The organism is Clostridium sp. chh4-2, from assembly GCF_002899675.1.
GTDB lineage: Bacteria > Bacillota > Clostridia > Lachnospirales > Lachnospiraceae > CHH4-2.
On the sequence record NZ_PKUU01000001.1, the window covers coordinates 36,438 to 51,262 of the forward strand.

Annotated in this window: 15 protein-coding genes; 10 read left to right on the top strand and 5 right to left on the bottom strand. The window is 42.5% G+C overall.

From position 1 onward, the window contains the following. The first annotated feature begins 58 nt into the window (after positions 1–58). The 4 genes from aroB to C0033_RS00195 all read left to right on the top strand — a co-directional run bounded on the left by aroB (position 59) and on the right by C0033_RS00195 (position 3,361). Positions 59–1,147, top strand: coding sequence for a 3-dehydroquinate synthase (aroB, locus tag C0033_RS00180; protein WP_103226164.1), 1,089 nt, complete (start codon positions 59–61; stop codon positions 1,145–1,147). Between the two features lie 12 nt (positions 1,148–1,159). Further along, positions 1,160–1,669, top strand: coding sequence for a signal peptidase II (gene lspA / locus C0033_RS00185; RefSeq protein ID WP_103225857.1), 510 nt, complete (start codon positions 1,160–1,162; stop codon positions 1,667–1,669). A 32-nt stretch (positions 1,670–1,701) separates the two neighbouring features. Beyond that, positions 1,702–2,586: an RluA family pseudouridine synthase gene (locus C0033_RS00190; protein ID WP_180994519.1), complete on the top strand. Its 885-nt coding sequence runs from the start codon at positions 1,702–1,704 to the stop codon at positions 2,584–2,586. A 130-nt stretch (positions 2,587–2,716) separates the two neighbouring features. Further along, positions 2,717–3,361, top strand: a complete 645-nt coding sequence (locus C0033_RS00195; protein ID WP_103225859.1) for a cytidylate kinase-like family protein — start codon at positions 2,717–2,719, stop codon at positions 3,359–3,361. 63 nt (positions 3,362–3,424) lie between these two features. On the opposite strand, the gene glmS is transcribed toward C0033_RS00195, so the two are convergent. Then, positions 3,425–5,245, bottom strand: a complete 1,821-nt coding sequence (gene glmS / locus C0033_RS00200; protein WP_103225860.1) for a glutamine--fructose-6-phosphate transaminase (isomerizing) — start codon at positions 5,243–5,245, stop codon at positions 3,425–3,427. A 511-nt stretch (positions 5,246–5,756) separates the two neighbouring features. Here glmS and C0033_RS00205 point away from each other — a divergent pair. The 5 genes from C0033_RS00205 to C0033_RS00225 all read left to right on the top strand — a co-directional run bounded on the left by C0033_RS00205 (position 5,757) and on the right by C0033_RS00225 (position 11,966). After that, positions 5,757–7,577 carry an NlpC/P60 family protein gene (locus C0033_RS00205; RefSeq protein WP_103225861.1) on the top strand — a complete coding sequence of 607 codons (1,821 nt, stop codon included), beginning with the start codon at positions 5,757–5,759 and terminating at the stop codon, positions 7,575–7,577. A 118-nt stretch (positions 7,578–7,695) separates the two neighbouring features. Then, positions 7,696–9,291, top strand: coding sequence for an LCP family protein (locus C0033_RS00210; protein ID WP_103225862.1), 1,596 nt, complete (start codon positions 7,696–7,698; stop codon positions 9,289–9,291). A 326-nt stretch (positions 9,292–9,617) separates the two neighbouring features. Continuing rightward, complete coding sequence (locus tag C0033_RS00215) at positions 9,618–10,376, top strand: ATP-binding protein (RefSeq protein WP_103225863.1); 759 nt, start codon at positions 9,618–9,620, stop codon at positions 10,374–10,376. Further along, positions 10,369–11,430: a tyrosine-type recombinase/integrase gene (locus tag C0033_RS00220; RefSeq protein WP_103225864.1), complete on the top strand. Its 1,062-nt coding sequence runs from the start codon at positions 10,369–10,371 to the stop codon at positions 11,428–11,430. The genes C0033_RS00215 and C0033_RS00220 overlap by 8 nt, the downstream gene beginning before the upstream one ends. A gap of 110 nt (positions 11,431–11,540) precedes the next feature. Beyond that, positions 11,541–11,966 (top strand): PH domain-containing protein, encoded by a 426-nt coding sequence (locus C0033_RS00225; RefSeq protein WP_103225865.1) that lies wholly within the window; start codon positions 11,541–11,543, stop codon positions 11,964–11,966. 75 nt (positions 11,967–12,041) lie between these two features. Here the strand turns inward: C0033_RS00225 and C0033_RS00230 are convergent, their stop codons facing one another. Beyond that, complete coding sequence (locus C0033_RS00230; RefSeq protein ID WP_103225866.1) at positions 12,042–12,350, bottom strand: LysM peptidoglycan-binding domain-containing protein; 309 nt, start codon at positions 12,348–12,350, stop codon at positions 12,042–12,044. Between the two features lie 180 nt (positions 12,351–12,530). On the opposite strand from C0033_RS00230, the gene lexA reads away from it, so the two are divergent. Further along, positions 12,531–13,148 carry a transcriptional repressor LexA gene (gene lexA / locus C0033_RS00235; RefSeq protein WP_103225867.1) on the top strand — a complete coding sequence of 206 codons (618 nt, stop codon included), beginning with the start codon at positions 12,531–12,533 and terminating at the stop codon, positions 13,146–13,148. Between the two features lie 79 nt (positions 13,149–13,227). Here lexA and rsfS read toward each other — a convergent pair whose 3' ends face one another. From rsfS to nadD, 3 genes are read right to left on the bottom strand one after another with little or no spacing between them, the layout of a single operon-like run. Next, positions 13,228–13,584 (bottom strand): ribosome silencing factor, encoded by a 357-nt coding sequence (rsfS, locus tag C0033_RS00240; RefSeq protein ID WP_103225868.1) that lies wholly within the window; start codon positions 13,582–13,584, stop codon positions 13,228–13,230. Positions 13,585–13,587: 3 nt separating this feature from the next. After that, positions 13,588–14,178 (bottom strand): bis(5'-nucleosyl)-tetraphosphatase (symmetrical) YqeK, encoded by a 591-nt coding sequence (yqeK, locus tag C0033_RS00245; protein ID WP_103225869.1) that lies wholly within the window; start codon positions 14,176–14,178, stop codon positions 13,588–13,590. 14 nt (positions 14,179–14,192) lie between these two features. Next, on the bottom strand, positions 14,193–14,810 hold the full coding sequence (nadD, locus tag C0033_RS00250; RefSeq protein ID WP_103225870.1) for a nicotinate-nucleotide adenylyltransferase: 618 nt from the start codon (positions 14,808–14,810) through the stop codon (positions 14,193–14,195). Positions 14,811–14,825 lie beyond the last annotated feature (15 nt).

The window sequence follows — 14,825 nt, forward strand, 5'->3', positions numbered from 1 at the left end:
CGGAATGATTGTTTGCTTTCTTATATCAGAGCCGTTAAACGGCAGAATGAGGTGTTTTATGTCTAAAATATTGACTGTACATATGAATGAGGAACCTGTTTATGATATTGTGTTGGAGCCTTCCTTTGAAAAGCTGAAAGAGCGGGTAACCGGCCTTGGAACCGCCGGAAAGAAATTGTGTATTGTTACGGATTCCAACGTGGCTGATCTCTATCTGGAAGAGGTTACACAGATATTAAAAGAATGCTGTAAGGAAGTGCATTCCTTCATCTTCCCAGCCGGGGAAGAGAATAAAAATCTGGATACGGTAAGGGATTTATATACCCGCCTGATCGAATTTCACTACGACCGCAACGATATGCTGGTAGCTCTTGGCGGCGGCGTGGTAGGCGATCTGTGCGGCTTTTGTGCTGCAACCTATCTGCGCGGTGTGGACTTTATTCAGATTCCAACCACCCTGCTGTCCCAGGTAGACAGCAGCATCGGCGGAAAAACAGGCGTGGATTTCGACTCCTACAAGAATATGGTAGGAGCATTTCATATGCCTAAATTAGTTTATACGAATATTCAAACATTGCTCACCCTGTCAAAGGCGCAGTTTGCATCGGGTATGGGGGAAATTATTAAACATGGTTTGATTAAAGACCGGGAATACTATCTATGGCTGTCTGAGCATTCAGAAGAGATTAAAAGGCGGGATCTGGCCATATGCGAAGAGATGATTTATATCAGCGACCAGATCAAAAAACAGGTTGTGGAAGGCGATCCGAAAGAAAAAGGGGAACGCGCGCTCTTGAATTTCGGCCATACCCTCGGCCATGCCATTGAAAAACTGATGAATTTCCGGATGCTGCATGGACATTGTGTGGCGGTTGGCTGTCTGGCGGCTGCCCATATCTCTTCGGTCCGCGGGCTGATTTCCGCTGAGGAAGTGGAACAGCTTCAGAATGTGATGCAGTATTTTGATCTTCCGGTTTCCGTTGCCGGTCCGGACCCAAATGAGGTGATAAAAGCCACGAAAAACGATAAGAAGATGGAAGCGGGCGTCATCAAATTTATCCTGCTAAACAGCATTGGAGCCGCTTATGTGGACCGGTCTGTTACAGAAGAAGAGATGAAAAGCGGGCTGGAATATATTACGGAATAAGGAGTTTTTAACATGCATAAAACAAAACATATAATATGGTTTTTGCTCGGAACGGTCCTGGCAGTTGCATTTGACCAATGGACGAAATGGATGGCAGTGCTGCACCTGTCTGATAATCCGCCTTTTGTATTGTGGGACGGAGTGTTTGAGCTGCATTATTCTACCAATGACGGCGCGGCATGGGGAATGCTTTCCGGAAGACAGGGGTTCTTTTTCCTGGTGGCTGTTGTGGTGGCCGCATTGGTGGCCTACACCCTTTATAAAATGCCCACAGATAAGAAATACCTTCCGCTGGAAATCTGCATGATGCTGATCTTATCAGGAGCATTGGGCAACATGGTGGACCGGGTCAGCCAGGGATATGTGGTGGATTTTCTCTATTTCAAATTGATTAACTTTCCCATATTTAATGTGGCGGACTGCTATGTGACCATTGCAACCGCTCTGCTTCTGATTCTCCTATTCTTCCGGTATTCAGAAGAGGACCTGGCGTTCTTTTCCTGGAAGAAGAAAGGAGCCTGAACTTGAAACAACAGCTGACCGTTGCAGAAGATATGGCCGGAACCCGCATTGACCGTTATCTTACTCAGGCCTGCGGGGATATATCGCGTTCCTATTTACAGAAGCTTTTAAAATCAGAGACCGTTTTAGTCAACCAGAAAGCGGTTAAGAGCAATTATAAAGTGGTTCCCGGAGATATAATCGATCTGGAGATTCCTGAAGCGGTGGAGCCGGAGATCGAGCCGGAACAGATGGATCTGGACATTATATATGAAGATTCCGATATTATTCTGATCAATAAGCCCAAGGGTATGGTGGTTCATCCGGCCGCCGGCCACTACAGCGGCACGTTGGTAAACGGGCTGATGGATCACTGCCGAGATAATTTATCCGGCATTAACGGAGTAATGCGCCCCGGAATCGTGCACCGGATCGATATGGACACCACCGGAGTTCTGATCGTGTGTAAAAATGATATGGCCCACAATTCGCTGGCGGACCAGCTGAAAGAGCATTCCATTACCAGAAAATATTATGCGATTGTACATGGCGTGATAAAAGAAGAGGAAGGGACGATAAACGCTCCAATTGGACGCCATCCGACGGAACGGAAGAAAATGAGCATTAATTATAAGAACGGGCGCGATGCGGTAACCCATTACCGCGTGCTGAAACGCTTCCGACAGTACACCTATGTGGAGTGCCAGCTGGAAACAGGCAGAACCCATCAGATCAGGGTTCATATGGCAAGCATTCACCACCCGCTCTTAGGAGACCAGGTTTACGGCCCCGCCAAATGCCCGTTCCAGCTTCAGGGGCAGACCCTTCATGCCGGTGTTTTGGGCATCATACATCCAAGGACCGGTGAATATATGGAGTTTAAGGCAGACCTTCCGGAATACTTTCAAAACCTGTTGCTAAAGCTGGAAAATCAATGATTTGTTTTAAAAATAGAAAAATAGACGGATTTCTCACTTATGTTTATATACTTTTCTGATACTTTGATGTATAATATATTATATAAGATCAGTTATGAGACAACTTGTATTACTGAAAGGAGCGGTATTTATGAATGAGAAACTCGTTATTACAATAGGACGTCAGTGTGGAAGCGGTGGACGTGCGATTGGTCAGAAGCTGGCCGAAGAATTAGGCATTAAATGCTATGACAAGGAGTTGTTAGCCATGGCATCTAAGAACAGCGGTTTGTGTGAGGAATTATTTGAAACTCACGATGAGAAACCGACCAGCAGCTTTTTGTATTCGCTTGTTATGGATACCTATTCTCTCGGTTATACAACATCAGGCTATATGGATATGCCAATCAACCACAAAGTATTTTTAGCACAGTTTGACACCATCAAGAAACTGGCAGAGGAAGAGTCCTGTGTTATCGTCGGACGGTGCGGAGATTATGCACTGGCAGAGAGGCCCAATACGGTTACCGTTTTCATCTGCGGCAATGAGGCGGAGAAGATGAAACGAATGGAAGAAGTTTATAATATGACGGAATCCAATGCAAAAGACGCCATGGTAAAGACCGATAAGAAGCGTTCCAGCTATTATAATTACTATTCCAGCAAGAAGTGGGGAGATGCTAAGAGCTATGATCTGTGCATTAACAGCAGCGCAGTCGGCATCGATGGAGCCGTTAAGATGATTATCGACTTTGCAAAGACCAAACAGGAATACGAAAAACAACATCAGAAATAATTAATAATATCAATGAAAAAGCTCCTGTGAGGATTCTTCCTCAGGGAGCTTTTTCATGTTTTGCTATTCCACAGTCACCGATTTAGCCAGGTTTCTGGGCTGGTCCACATCCAGATTTTTGCCAATGGAGGCATAATAAGCGATCAACTGGAGGGCAACCGCAATTGGAAATACGGTAAATTTATCATCGATATCAGGAATTCTGATATGAAGGTCTGCAACACCCTCATCTACGATCGCACTGTCTTTTGTCAGAAGAATTACAAAAGCTCCTCTTGCTTTTACTTCACGGATATTGGAAATCGTTTTAGCAAATACCTTATCCTGGGTAGCAATAGCTATGACAGGAATCCCTTCTGAGATCAAAGCTATGGTACCGTGTTTTAATTCACCGGCCGCATAGGCCTCTGCATGAATATAAGAGATTTCCTTCAGTTTTAATGCACCCTCTAAGGAAAAAGCGTAATCAAGGCCTCTGCCAATGAAAAATGCATCCTGATGATGGATCAGGTGGGTGGTTACATGGCGTTTAATGGTTTCTTTCTGGCTGATCATCACATCCATAGCCGGTATGGCATCCATAAGGCCGGAAAGGAAATCGGAAGCTTCCTGCTTGGTGCATGTACCGCGTGTGTACGCCATCTTACAGCAAATCATATACAGGGCGGCTAACTGGACAGAGTAGGCTTTGGTACTGGCAACCGCAATCTCCGGGCCGGCATGGGTGTAAAGTACATAATCGCTTTCTCTGGCAATGGTAGAGCCCTTTACGTTGACTATGGCAAGGGTAGTGGAGCCGCATTCATGCGCCAGCCGTAACGCGGCCAAAGTGTCAATGGTTTCACCTGACTGTGAGATGATAATGACCAATGTTTTTTCATCAATTAACGGCTCTTCATAACGGAATTCCGAGGCGATAGAAACCGTAACGGGCAGACGCAGCTGGGGTTCCATCAAGGCTCTGGCAACCATGCCGGCATGCATGGCCGTACCACAGGCAATTATGTGGATTTTACTGCATTTCAGAAAAATATCATCCGGAATATGGTCTTCCGTAAAATCGGCAAGCCCTTTGTTCAGTCTGGGAAGGATGGTATTTTTCATCGCTTCCGGCTGTTCGTGTATCTCCTTCAGCATAAAATGAGGGAAGCCGTTTTTCATCGCTGCGTCCATATTCCAGTTCACCTTCAGAAGCTCCGGCTCCACTTTATTAAAGCCCATATCATAAACCCGCACTTTATAAGGGGTCATGCGGACAATGCAGTCTTCCGGAACCACAAAGTATTCTTTGGTATATGGAATCAGTGCGGTGAGGTCGGAAGCGATCATTGCGCCTGAGTGCGTATATGCGGCCACCAGAGGGCTTACGCTGCGAAGCGCATAGATTTCACCGGGACGGTCTTTAAACATGATACAGAAGCCATAGGAGCCCTCAAGCAAACCGGTCAGCTTCTTGATGGCCTCCAGCGGATCGCCGGTATACAGGGCATTGAGAACCCAAGCCGCAACCTCACTGTCTGTCTGTGACTGAAGTTTATCTTCCAATTGAAACTCCTGGGTTAACTGGTGATAATTTTCAATGATTCCGTTGTGAATCAATGTAACGGCTCCGGCCTGATGGGGATGAGCATTCGCATCCGTAACGCCTCCATGGGTGGCCCAACGTGTATGTCCGATTCCACAGTGAAACGTTCCCTTTTTCATTTCCAAAGATTCTCTCAGCACGGATACCTTTCCGACGTGTTTGATTAATTCAATTCGGGAATCCATATTAAACATGGCGATTCCTGCGCTGTCATAGCCTCTGTATTCAAGACCTGATAAACCGTCCAGCAATATCTTTTTTGCATCCAAAGGGCCTGTATATCCTATAATTCCACACATAATTTTTATTCTCCAATCTCTGATTTCGTTGTTGTCACCGGCTGCAGCTGCCATATCTGCAGCTGTACGGTAAAAATAGTAAAAATAGGCAAATTAAAATAAGCTGTCACAAGTTCAAACAACTAAAAATGGCAGCATATATATCTGAATCGTTTCGGTTATGCCGAGTTTATTTTGCAGTCACCCACATATTTCACAGCATATAACACGCCCGAAACCGGCATGGAAGAGCATCCGCCGAATTTTCGATAAACTCTTCACCTCGTTAACCTGGCAATGGCAATAACGGCTGTTATTGTTCACGATCCCTTACCTGGTGCATGGCGCTTAGCTTTGCTATTAGGAATCTATTCCTCCCTGACATAGATTTAGACCATTATAGCGCCTGAATTTCGATCCGTCAATTAAAATATTTCTCTGTATTTTCTCTTATAAATATGATATATTCATAGAGTTAAGAACAAAGTACTTATTATTCTACATAATAAATAAATTCGGGAAAGTAAAAAACATGACAAATGACAGCAGAAAAACACAAATAATAAGCGCACTTTTTATGCTGGCTGCAGGGGTTGGCGCAGCGGCTTTTGCGGATCATATAGGAATACCGGCCAGTCCGTCCGGCTTTACACAGGATATGGCAATTGCAACACCATCCTCTGCAACTCCATCAGATGCAGAGGATGAGGCGACTTCTTCCAATGCGGTACCGGAGATTGAGGAAACGCAGATTCACAGGGATTCTGTTGCCTCTCTCAACATGGCATTTCTTATGCAGCCGGGAGACAGCGGCAGTGAAATAAGCGCTGCAGAGATGATTTTGTCGGAATTGTCTGAAGGCGATTCCCTGTGGTTTCATAATTTATATCAGATAATTGACAAACCCCCGAAGCAGCTGGCAGCGGAAACAGGGCTGACGCCTGAAACGGTTATGGGAAACTATAATCCGGAAGATCCGGAACACAAAAAGGAAGATCCTTCCACCTGGACAGTAAATTCCTGGGAGAATATCAATGTAACCGTCTGCGACGGAGATGGAAATCCTATCGATGTCTATTCCAATGTAAAGGAGATTTTGGCTCTGTCCAGCGTTTACGGCTACTACAACGGGATTGATAACGTGGATTTATTCCGTGAATATTCCAGGCTTCTATGGGAACAGTCCCACAGTTATACGCTGAGCATGAGCGGTGTTTACTACTGTGACGGATGCCAGGAGAAAGCAGAAGAGAGCAGAGCGGTTTTTTCAGAGGAAGAGTATGGAAAAATACCGGAAGAGATATTATCGATTGAAGGACCTGGAAGAGATGCTTTAATCGCCCAGTATAAAGAGAGCCTGGCGGAAAACTCCTTGGAAAATTCTGTTGAAAAGGAGACTTCTGCAGTAGAGGGAGCTTTGAAAGGCGGGGACATGACAGATGAAACAGCCGGAGAACAGACGGAAACAATGCTTTCAGAGGCGGAGCAATTAGAGAGTTCATCGGAACAATCAATGAGTTCATCGGAATCATCAGAATCTGCGGCCACTTCTGACGAAGGTTTGGCATCTGAAGAGGAAGAAAATCAGGCAGCAAAAGCGCTGGACTGTCCAGGACATATCGATCTCAATCTCAACCTGATAATCAAAGGAATAGAGGAGGAAAACGGTTTATTCACGCTTAATCCCAATGTGGCCGGATTCCTTCCAAAAGATGAAGATGGCGCGGTACAGGAGTCTTCTTCCTGGAAGGGATGGGATCTTTATAACCGGGTTTATGCCCAATATATCAGCCGTCAGGATTGGGAAACTGCCTACGGCCTGAATGTAAGCCGTGAAGCCGCTATCGGAATGCCGTTGTCAGGTGCAGAAATCAGAATCTATATGAATATGATGCCCAAAGACACCACAGAAGAACGCAGACGCGTCATTAAGACCGCTCTCCAATCAGTAGGTAAGATTCCTTACTACTGGGGTGGAAAGCCCTCAAAAGAGGGATATGAGGGTAATTCCTTTGGTTTGAATGTAGCTCCCGACGACCAGGGACGGGTATTAAAAGGACTGGACTGTTCCGGCTGGATTAACTGGGTTTATTGGACAGCTACCGGCCAGCCGTTACCATATCAGGGAACGGAGGGGCTATCAAAAATCGGGCGGGGAATTTCGCCGGAAGAATTAAAGCCTGGTGATATTATGGTGCGGTTAGGAGAAAATGCCCATGTGGTCATGTTTTTAGCCTGGTCCGAAACCGGGGAAATGATCGTAATTCATGAGAGCAGCGATCAAAATGGCGGAAATGTTATGATAAGCGCAAAACATCCGGACTGGCCCTATTTCAGAGCCCTTTTAGATTGATTTCTTATACCATAGGTAATGTAATATTAAGAGAAAAGCAAGAAATGAGAAGACAATTTCTGTTAGAATATACTGTGGCTTTGCAGAAACAAGAAAGTGAAGAAAGAGGTCATGTAACATGGAATATAAAGATGAACTGGACCGTATGAGGGACAGGCAGAAAAATCCGGAGCGTTATAGAAAAAAGGCGGTTAAAAAACAGGTGTTTGAAGACCTGGATGAAGATGATTACGACATTGATCCAAGAAGAAGGACTTCCCGCAGCCGTAAAGATGACATGCACAGAGAGATCCGTTCGTCCCGTAAGAAAAGACGCCGTAAAAAGAGGATTATCCTGGCTGTTGAATTAGTAGTTCTGGCTGTTTTACTGGTTTCTGTTTACCGTTTCTTTAAAAAGGATACCGGTTATTGGAATATAGCGGTATTCGGAGTGGATTCCCGGGACGGTAATCTTGGAAAAGGTGCGTTAGCAGACGTAGATCTGATCTGCAGCATTAACAAAGAAACAGGAGAGATCAAACTGGTATCGGTGTTCAGGGATACATATTTAAGAATAGATGACGACGGCACATATTTTAAAATGAACGAGGCGTATTTTAAAGGAGGGCCTAAGCAGGCATTAAAAACTTTAAATACGAATCTGGATTTAGATATCGATGATTATGTAACTTTTAACTGGAAAGCAGTAGCGGACACAATCAATATTTTAGGCGGCATCAATCTGGAAATATCGGACAGCGAATTTAAATACATAAATTCCTTTATTACCGAAACAGTAGAATCGACAGGCGTTGCCTCCGTTCACTTAGCCAGTGCGGGAATGAACCATCTGGATGGAGTTCAGGCAGTTGCCTATGCCAGATTAAGACTTATGGATACTGACTTTAACCGTACGGCCAGACAGAGGAAAGTTATTTCGCTCGCCATGGAAAAGGCTAAAAATGCGGACTTTGCGGTGTTAAACAATATTTTAGTTACCGTATTTCCACAGGTATCCACAAACTTTGGTGTTGATGATATAATTCCTATGGCAAAGAATGTTAAAAAGTATCATATTGGAGAAACCAGCGGCTTCCCATTCGCACATGCGGAAATGAAAATCAATAAACGTGATTCAGTCATACCGCTGACCTTGGAAAGCAATGTGATACAGCTCCATGAATTCTTATTTGGAGAACAGGACTTTAAACCGTCCTCCGAGGTCAAATCCATCAGTGCTCACATTGCCAAAGAAACCGGAATGGGAGAAGCGGGAAAGGATACGGAAACGGGAAGAAAAGATCCATCCTCAGGAGGCGGAAAAAAAGAAAATAATGCGCAGCCTGCGCCTCAGGAAACTGCCCCTCCGGAAACAGAACCAATGATAGAAGAAACTGTGACGGAAGAGGAAAGCAGTACAGAAGAAACGACAGAAGCACCGGAGACAACGGAACCGGAGTCTGAAAGCGAAGTCGGCCCGGGAATCGGTTTGGATGACAAGAATGAGAAAGAAACCGGTGAGAGCAAGGCCGAAACAAAACCAAGTGAAACAAAGGAGTCCAAACCTCAGGAAAGTCCTAAAGAAACAGAAACAGAAAAGACCACTGCAGCCCCCGATAAAACTGGTCCAGGCTCAGATTCTCCAAAGCCTGAAAATAACGGTCCTGGAAATGGTCCTGGTGAGAATGCAAATAATTCTCCTGGAGACAACCCTTCTAAGGGGCCGGGATTTTAACCAAATCAGCGTATTAAAAATAGAGTTATTATAGAAAGACATCAGACATGTCCATCTGAGATTGATTGGATTGTTCGATGTCTTTCTTTGTACAGTTTTATGGACTGCGATTATATATAGGGATATTTCATCGATAAGCTAATGCTGACGGAATAATTTGAATCGAAATATCTAAAATAAAAGAATAAAAAATTCGTTTGATTTACTGTTAGTAATTTGATAGAATAAGAGTGTTATATAACCAACTATTCGCGAAAGTCTACTTTAACGAATAGATAGTGGTAAAAAAGGAGGATTTTGGTTTTCAGAACCATTATTACAATTCAATGAAATTACAACGACTATTCAGTTTAACCAGGCAGGCAATTGATGAATATCAGATGATTGAGGACGGCGATCATATTGCTGTCGGATTATCCGGCGGCAAGGACAGCCTGACTTTGTTATACGCTTTACACGGCCTGATGCGCTTTTATCCTAAAAGGTTTACCATTACAGCAATTACTGTCGATTTAGGCTTTGAGGATTTTGATTTAACGCCTGTTAAAATGCTCTGTGAGCGATTATCAGTTCCATATACCATCATTTCTACTGATATAGGAAAAATATTGTTTGATATCCGTAAGGAATCCAATCCCTGCGCCCTTTGTGCGAAATTACGTAAAGGAACCTTCAACCAAGCTGCTAAGGAATTAGGCTGTAATAAAATTGCCTATGCCCATCACAAGGATGATTTAATAGAAACCATGTTATTGTCTTTAATCTATGAAGGACGCTTTTATGCATTTTCTCCATATACCTATTTAGATCGAACAGATTTGACGGTTATCAGGCCATTAATATATGTTTCAGAATCTGAAGTTATCAGTTTTAAAAACAAATATCAATTACCAGTATGTAAAAATCCATGCCCTGTGGATGGACATACGAAACGAGAATATGTTAAAAAATTAACTAATAGGATAGAGGATGAAAACAACGGTTCAAAAGACCGTATGTTTCGTGCCATCTTAAATGGAAAAATTGATGGCTGGCCTTTAAAAATATCGGAAACAGATTCTCTTGGAGGTGAAAAGAATGAGTAATTTACCCTATCATGAACAAAAAGACCGGGAAAACACCTTAAAACTCCGATCTCAAATCAAGGAGCTTCCACCCTTCTGCTCCGATTTTTTTCGAGGAATCGAACCAAGAACCTCATCCAGAACAAGAATTGCATATGCATATGATTTAAAGGTTTTTTTCGATTTTTTAAAAAAGGAAAATCCACTTATCAGTAAAGTTGATATTATGGATATCTCACTTTCCCATTTAGACCGGATAACTGTGTCCGATTTAGAAGAATATATGGAGTATTTAAAATACCGGTTCAATGAACAGAATCACGAAATCGTTAATAAAGAGCGGGGAATTATGAGAAAGATCTCTTCTCTGAAAAGCTTTTACAATTATTATTACCGGAAGGAAATGATAAAAAACAACCCGGCCGCCTTAGTGGAACTCCCTAAACTCCATGAAAAAGAAATTATCCGCCTTGATATTGATGAAGTGGCCCTTCTCTTAGATGAAGTAGAGGTTGGCGATAATCTTACGGAAAAGCAGAAAAAGTTTCATGATAAAACAAAAATACGTGATCTGGCATTACTCACCCTGCTTCTGGGAACCGGCATTCGTGTTTCTGAATGTGTTGGGCTGAATATTCAGGATATTGACTTTAAAAATGGCGGTATCCGAATCCACCGGAAAGGCGGTAAAGAGGTTACTGTTTATTTTGGAAGTGAGGTTGAGCAGGCACTCTATGATTATTTAGAAGAAAGAGAACATATAACACCTGAAAACGGGCATGAAGATGCTCTCTTCCTCTCCCTTCAGAAAAAAAGGATTAATGTCCGAAGCGTCGAAAACCTGGTAAAAAAATATGCCAGAATAGTAACCCCTTTAAAGAAGATTACGCCTCATAAATTAAGAAGCACCTATGGTACAAACCTTTATAGAGAAACCGGTGATATCTATCTGGTTGCAGATGTATTGGGACATTCAGATGTCAATACAACCAAACGGCATTATGCGGCTCTTGAAGACGAACGCCGCCGCAGTGCCAGAAATGCGGTAAAATTAAGGGAAGATTCCGATCGGTAAGAACACAATAGTTGATTTATTTTTAACTAATAAATTGGGGACGGATGGAAAAGTCTGTGCTATAATAAGAGAAATTGTAAGAGCGTTTAAAAGATTAGGAGGGATTAATTATGGAAGAAAATAAAGATGCAATCATATGGAAAGACAGAAAACATCATCTTTGGTTTCCATGGAGTTTTACTAAATATTATATTCAGAATGACCGTTTGATGATTCAAAGCGGTTTACTCAATACTACTTTAGATGAAACTCTCTTATACCGGATTGTGGATATTACATTAAAACAGTCCTTGGGCGGAAAATTGTTTGGCACCGGCTCTATAATCATAAAGGCCAAAGTGGATCATACTCCGGAAATTGTTCTGCAAAATATATCAAAACCTGTCAAAGTACGCAGTATGATATCTGAATTGGTTGAGGACAGCCGCCAGAAACGGAATGTTGTGGGAAAAGAGTTTTATGGACAGAACGGTCACGTGTGTATGGAACATGGAGATTCGGACGATTTTGAAGATGATGATTTGGATCTAAGATAAAAATTGTATGGGATATGGGATGCTGACAAAGACTGCTTTCTTCAGCATCCCATTTATTATATATGGAATATGAAGTTAATTTGTAATGGGCTCTGTGGAAAAGTAAACCACGGTCAGATAATGTCCGGCATGAATGGTATCATCTTTTAACCGGTTAATATTTTTTAATTCGTTGACATATTGGACAGTGCTCATTCCGCTCTGATTTTTATACTTCTGGGCAATCTTCCAAAGAGAATCACCCTCTTCTATCTGGATACTTTTATAATATGGATGAATATCTGCACCGGATGCTTCTTCTGCCATAACGTTCAAAATAGAATTACCAAAAAAATTGGACCCTAGTATTACAATAAGTGCTAAAAATAATAAAGTCTTTTTCATATGAATGCCCTCCTGTCGAACATATTATCGGGAACGTATGTTCTTTGCTCATGACTCTATTATAGTATTCGAACGTGTGTTTGTCAACATATTTTGCCATTTTTTTCGAACAAAGGTTTGCATTTTGATCGAACATATGTTAGTATATTAAATATAAATCTGATTTTAGGAGGTCTCCATATGGCACAAGGCAAGATTACTGCGAAACAACAGGAAATCCTTGAATATATTAAAGAAACTATTTTGAAGAAGGGATATCCGCCTGCCGTGCGTGAGATCTGTGAAGCGGTTCAACTGAAATCCACCTCTTCTGTTCATTCTCATTTAGAAACTTTGGAGAAAAACGGCTACATAAGACGAGATCCAACAAAGCCAAGAACCATAGAGATTATAGACGAATGCTTCAATCTCACAAGACGGGAAATTGTGAATGTTCCTTTGGTTGGAACGGTAGCCGCCGGTCAGCCAATCCTGGCGGAGGAGAATGTACAGAACTATTTTCCTATTCCGGTAGACATGCTTCCCAATACGGAATTGTTTATGCTGAAGGTAAAAGGTGAAAGTATGATCAATGCCGGCATATATGATGGCGATCAGGTCATTGTTTCCATGCAGCCCACTGCGAATAACGGTGATATTGTAGTTGCCCTTTTAGATGATTCAGCGACGGTCAAACGGTTTTATAAGGAAGACGGTCATTACCGTCTCCAGCCTGAGAATGATTCCATGGAACCCATTATAGCGGATGATGTGAAGATACAGGGAAAAGTAATCGGTTTAGTCCGTTTAGGAATGTAATTGACAATTAAAAAATGCGAGTTAACATAAATATATTATGTTAACTCGCACTCTAAAAAGTGTTCTGTCTGCTGTTTTCTTAATTCAAGTCTGAGATCGATTCTACGATGGATCCGTCTCTCCAAATTCGCTCCAGATCATAGAATAGACGGTCTTCTTTATTAAATGCATGAACGATGATATCACCGTAATCCATAAGAATCCAGTTGCCGCTTCCATAGCCTTCTGTCTGTTTGCTGATATATCCCGCTTTTCCCAAAGACTCTTCAACATTATCGGCCATAGCCTGTACCTGATTCACATTGTTGCCATGGGAGATAATAAAATAATCTGCCAGAACGGAAACTTTGCGGATGTCGATAATTCTGATATCTTCACCCTTTTTCTCTTCTAAAGCCTTTACAGCTAATTTTGCCATATCTTTTGAGTCATTCATATGCTATTCTCCTTCCTGAGTGCTCCTTAATGCCTGATAATAGCTATAGGCCTTTAAGGTCATGGAATCTATATAACTGCCCTTACCTTTAAGATAAGTTAAAGTAGAGCTTAATATTTCATAAGCAGTATCTTCCAGATTTACATAAGCTAATTTTCTCATTTCCGCCAGATTAGCCGCTTTGTACCTTCTGGGTTCAATATAGTCTGCAATATATAAAATCAGATCCAGCCACTTCATATCCGGCTTTCCCGTCGTATGACAGGCAATTGCATTCAGAATCTCAGGATCAGAGATTCCAAACTTATTGCAGGCCATCCAGGCTCCATATTTGGCATGCAGAACGGCCGGGGCCTGACGCTCATCTTCGGTTAATTCAAGTTTATGTTTTGCACATTTTTGGATAATAATCTGATCGGTGTAACGCTTTGCACAGTCATGCAGAAGACCGGCCAATTCAGCCTTATCCATATCATACCCATAGCGCATCGCAAGATTCATACAGGTGTAAGATACACTGATCGAATGTTCATAGCGCATTGGGTCCAATTTATCCTTTAGTTTTTCGCGGATTGCCAATATTTGACTGTCCATTTATTTTGCCTCCTCTATTCAGAATGGCTGGAGTACAGGCGGTATGCGCTGATATACTCATTTACAGAGGGGGGAACATAGTTGGATATGGATTTCCCCATCCGTATCATCTCCCGCAGCTGAGCCGATGATACATCCATCTCAGGGCAATGCAGCCGGTAAATCTTTGCCTCATAGATCTGCATCAGATATTTAATCTGTTCATCAATGGTTAAGTGGCTGTGTTCATATTCCCTGCCGGCAACGAGCAAAGTAGTCTGATTCATTACCAGTTCCGGATGATACCATGTTTCAATCTGATATAACGAATCCGCACCTATGATAAAATAAAAGGTGTTTTCCTGATATTCTTTTTTCAAAAGTTCCAGCGTCCGGGCTGTGTAACTTTTCCCGCCCAGCCTTACTTCAAAATCAGAAAAGACAAAATAAGGATATTGTTTAATCGCTAATTTTGTCATTTCACAACGGTCTTTTATATCGGTAACTTTATGGTCTGTTTTATGCGGTGGCCGCCCGGATGGCATATACCAGATTTGATCCAATCCATATTCTTCATACGCCTGCCGGCCCAGCAGCAGATGTCCGTTATGGATTGGATCAAAGGTTCCGCCCATGATTCCAATATTCGACATAGGTATACAATCCCC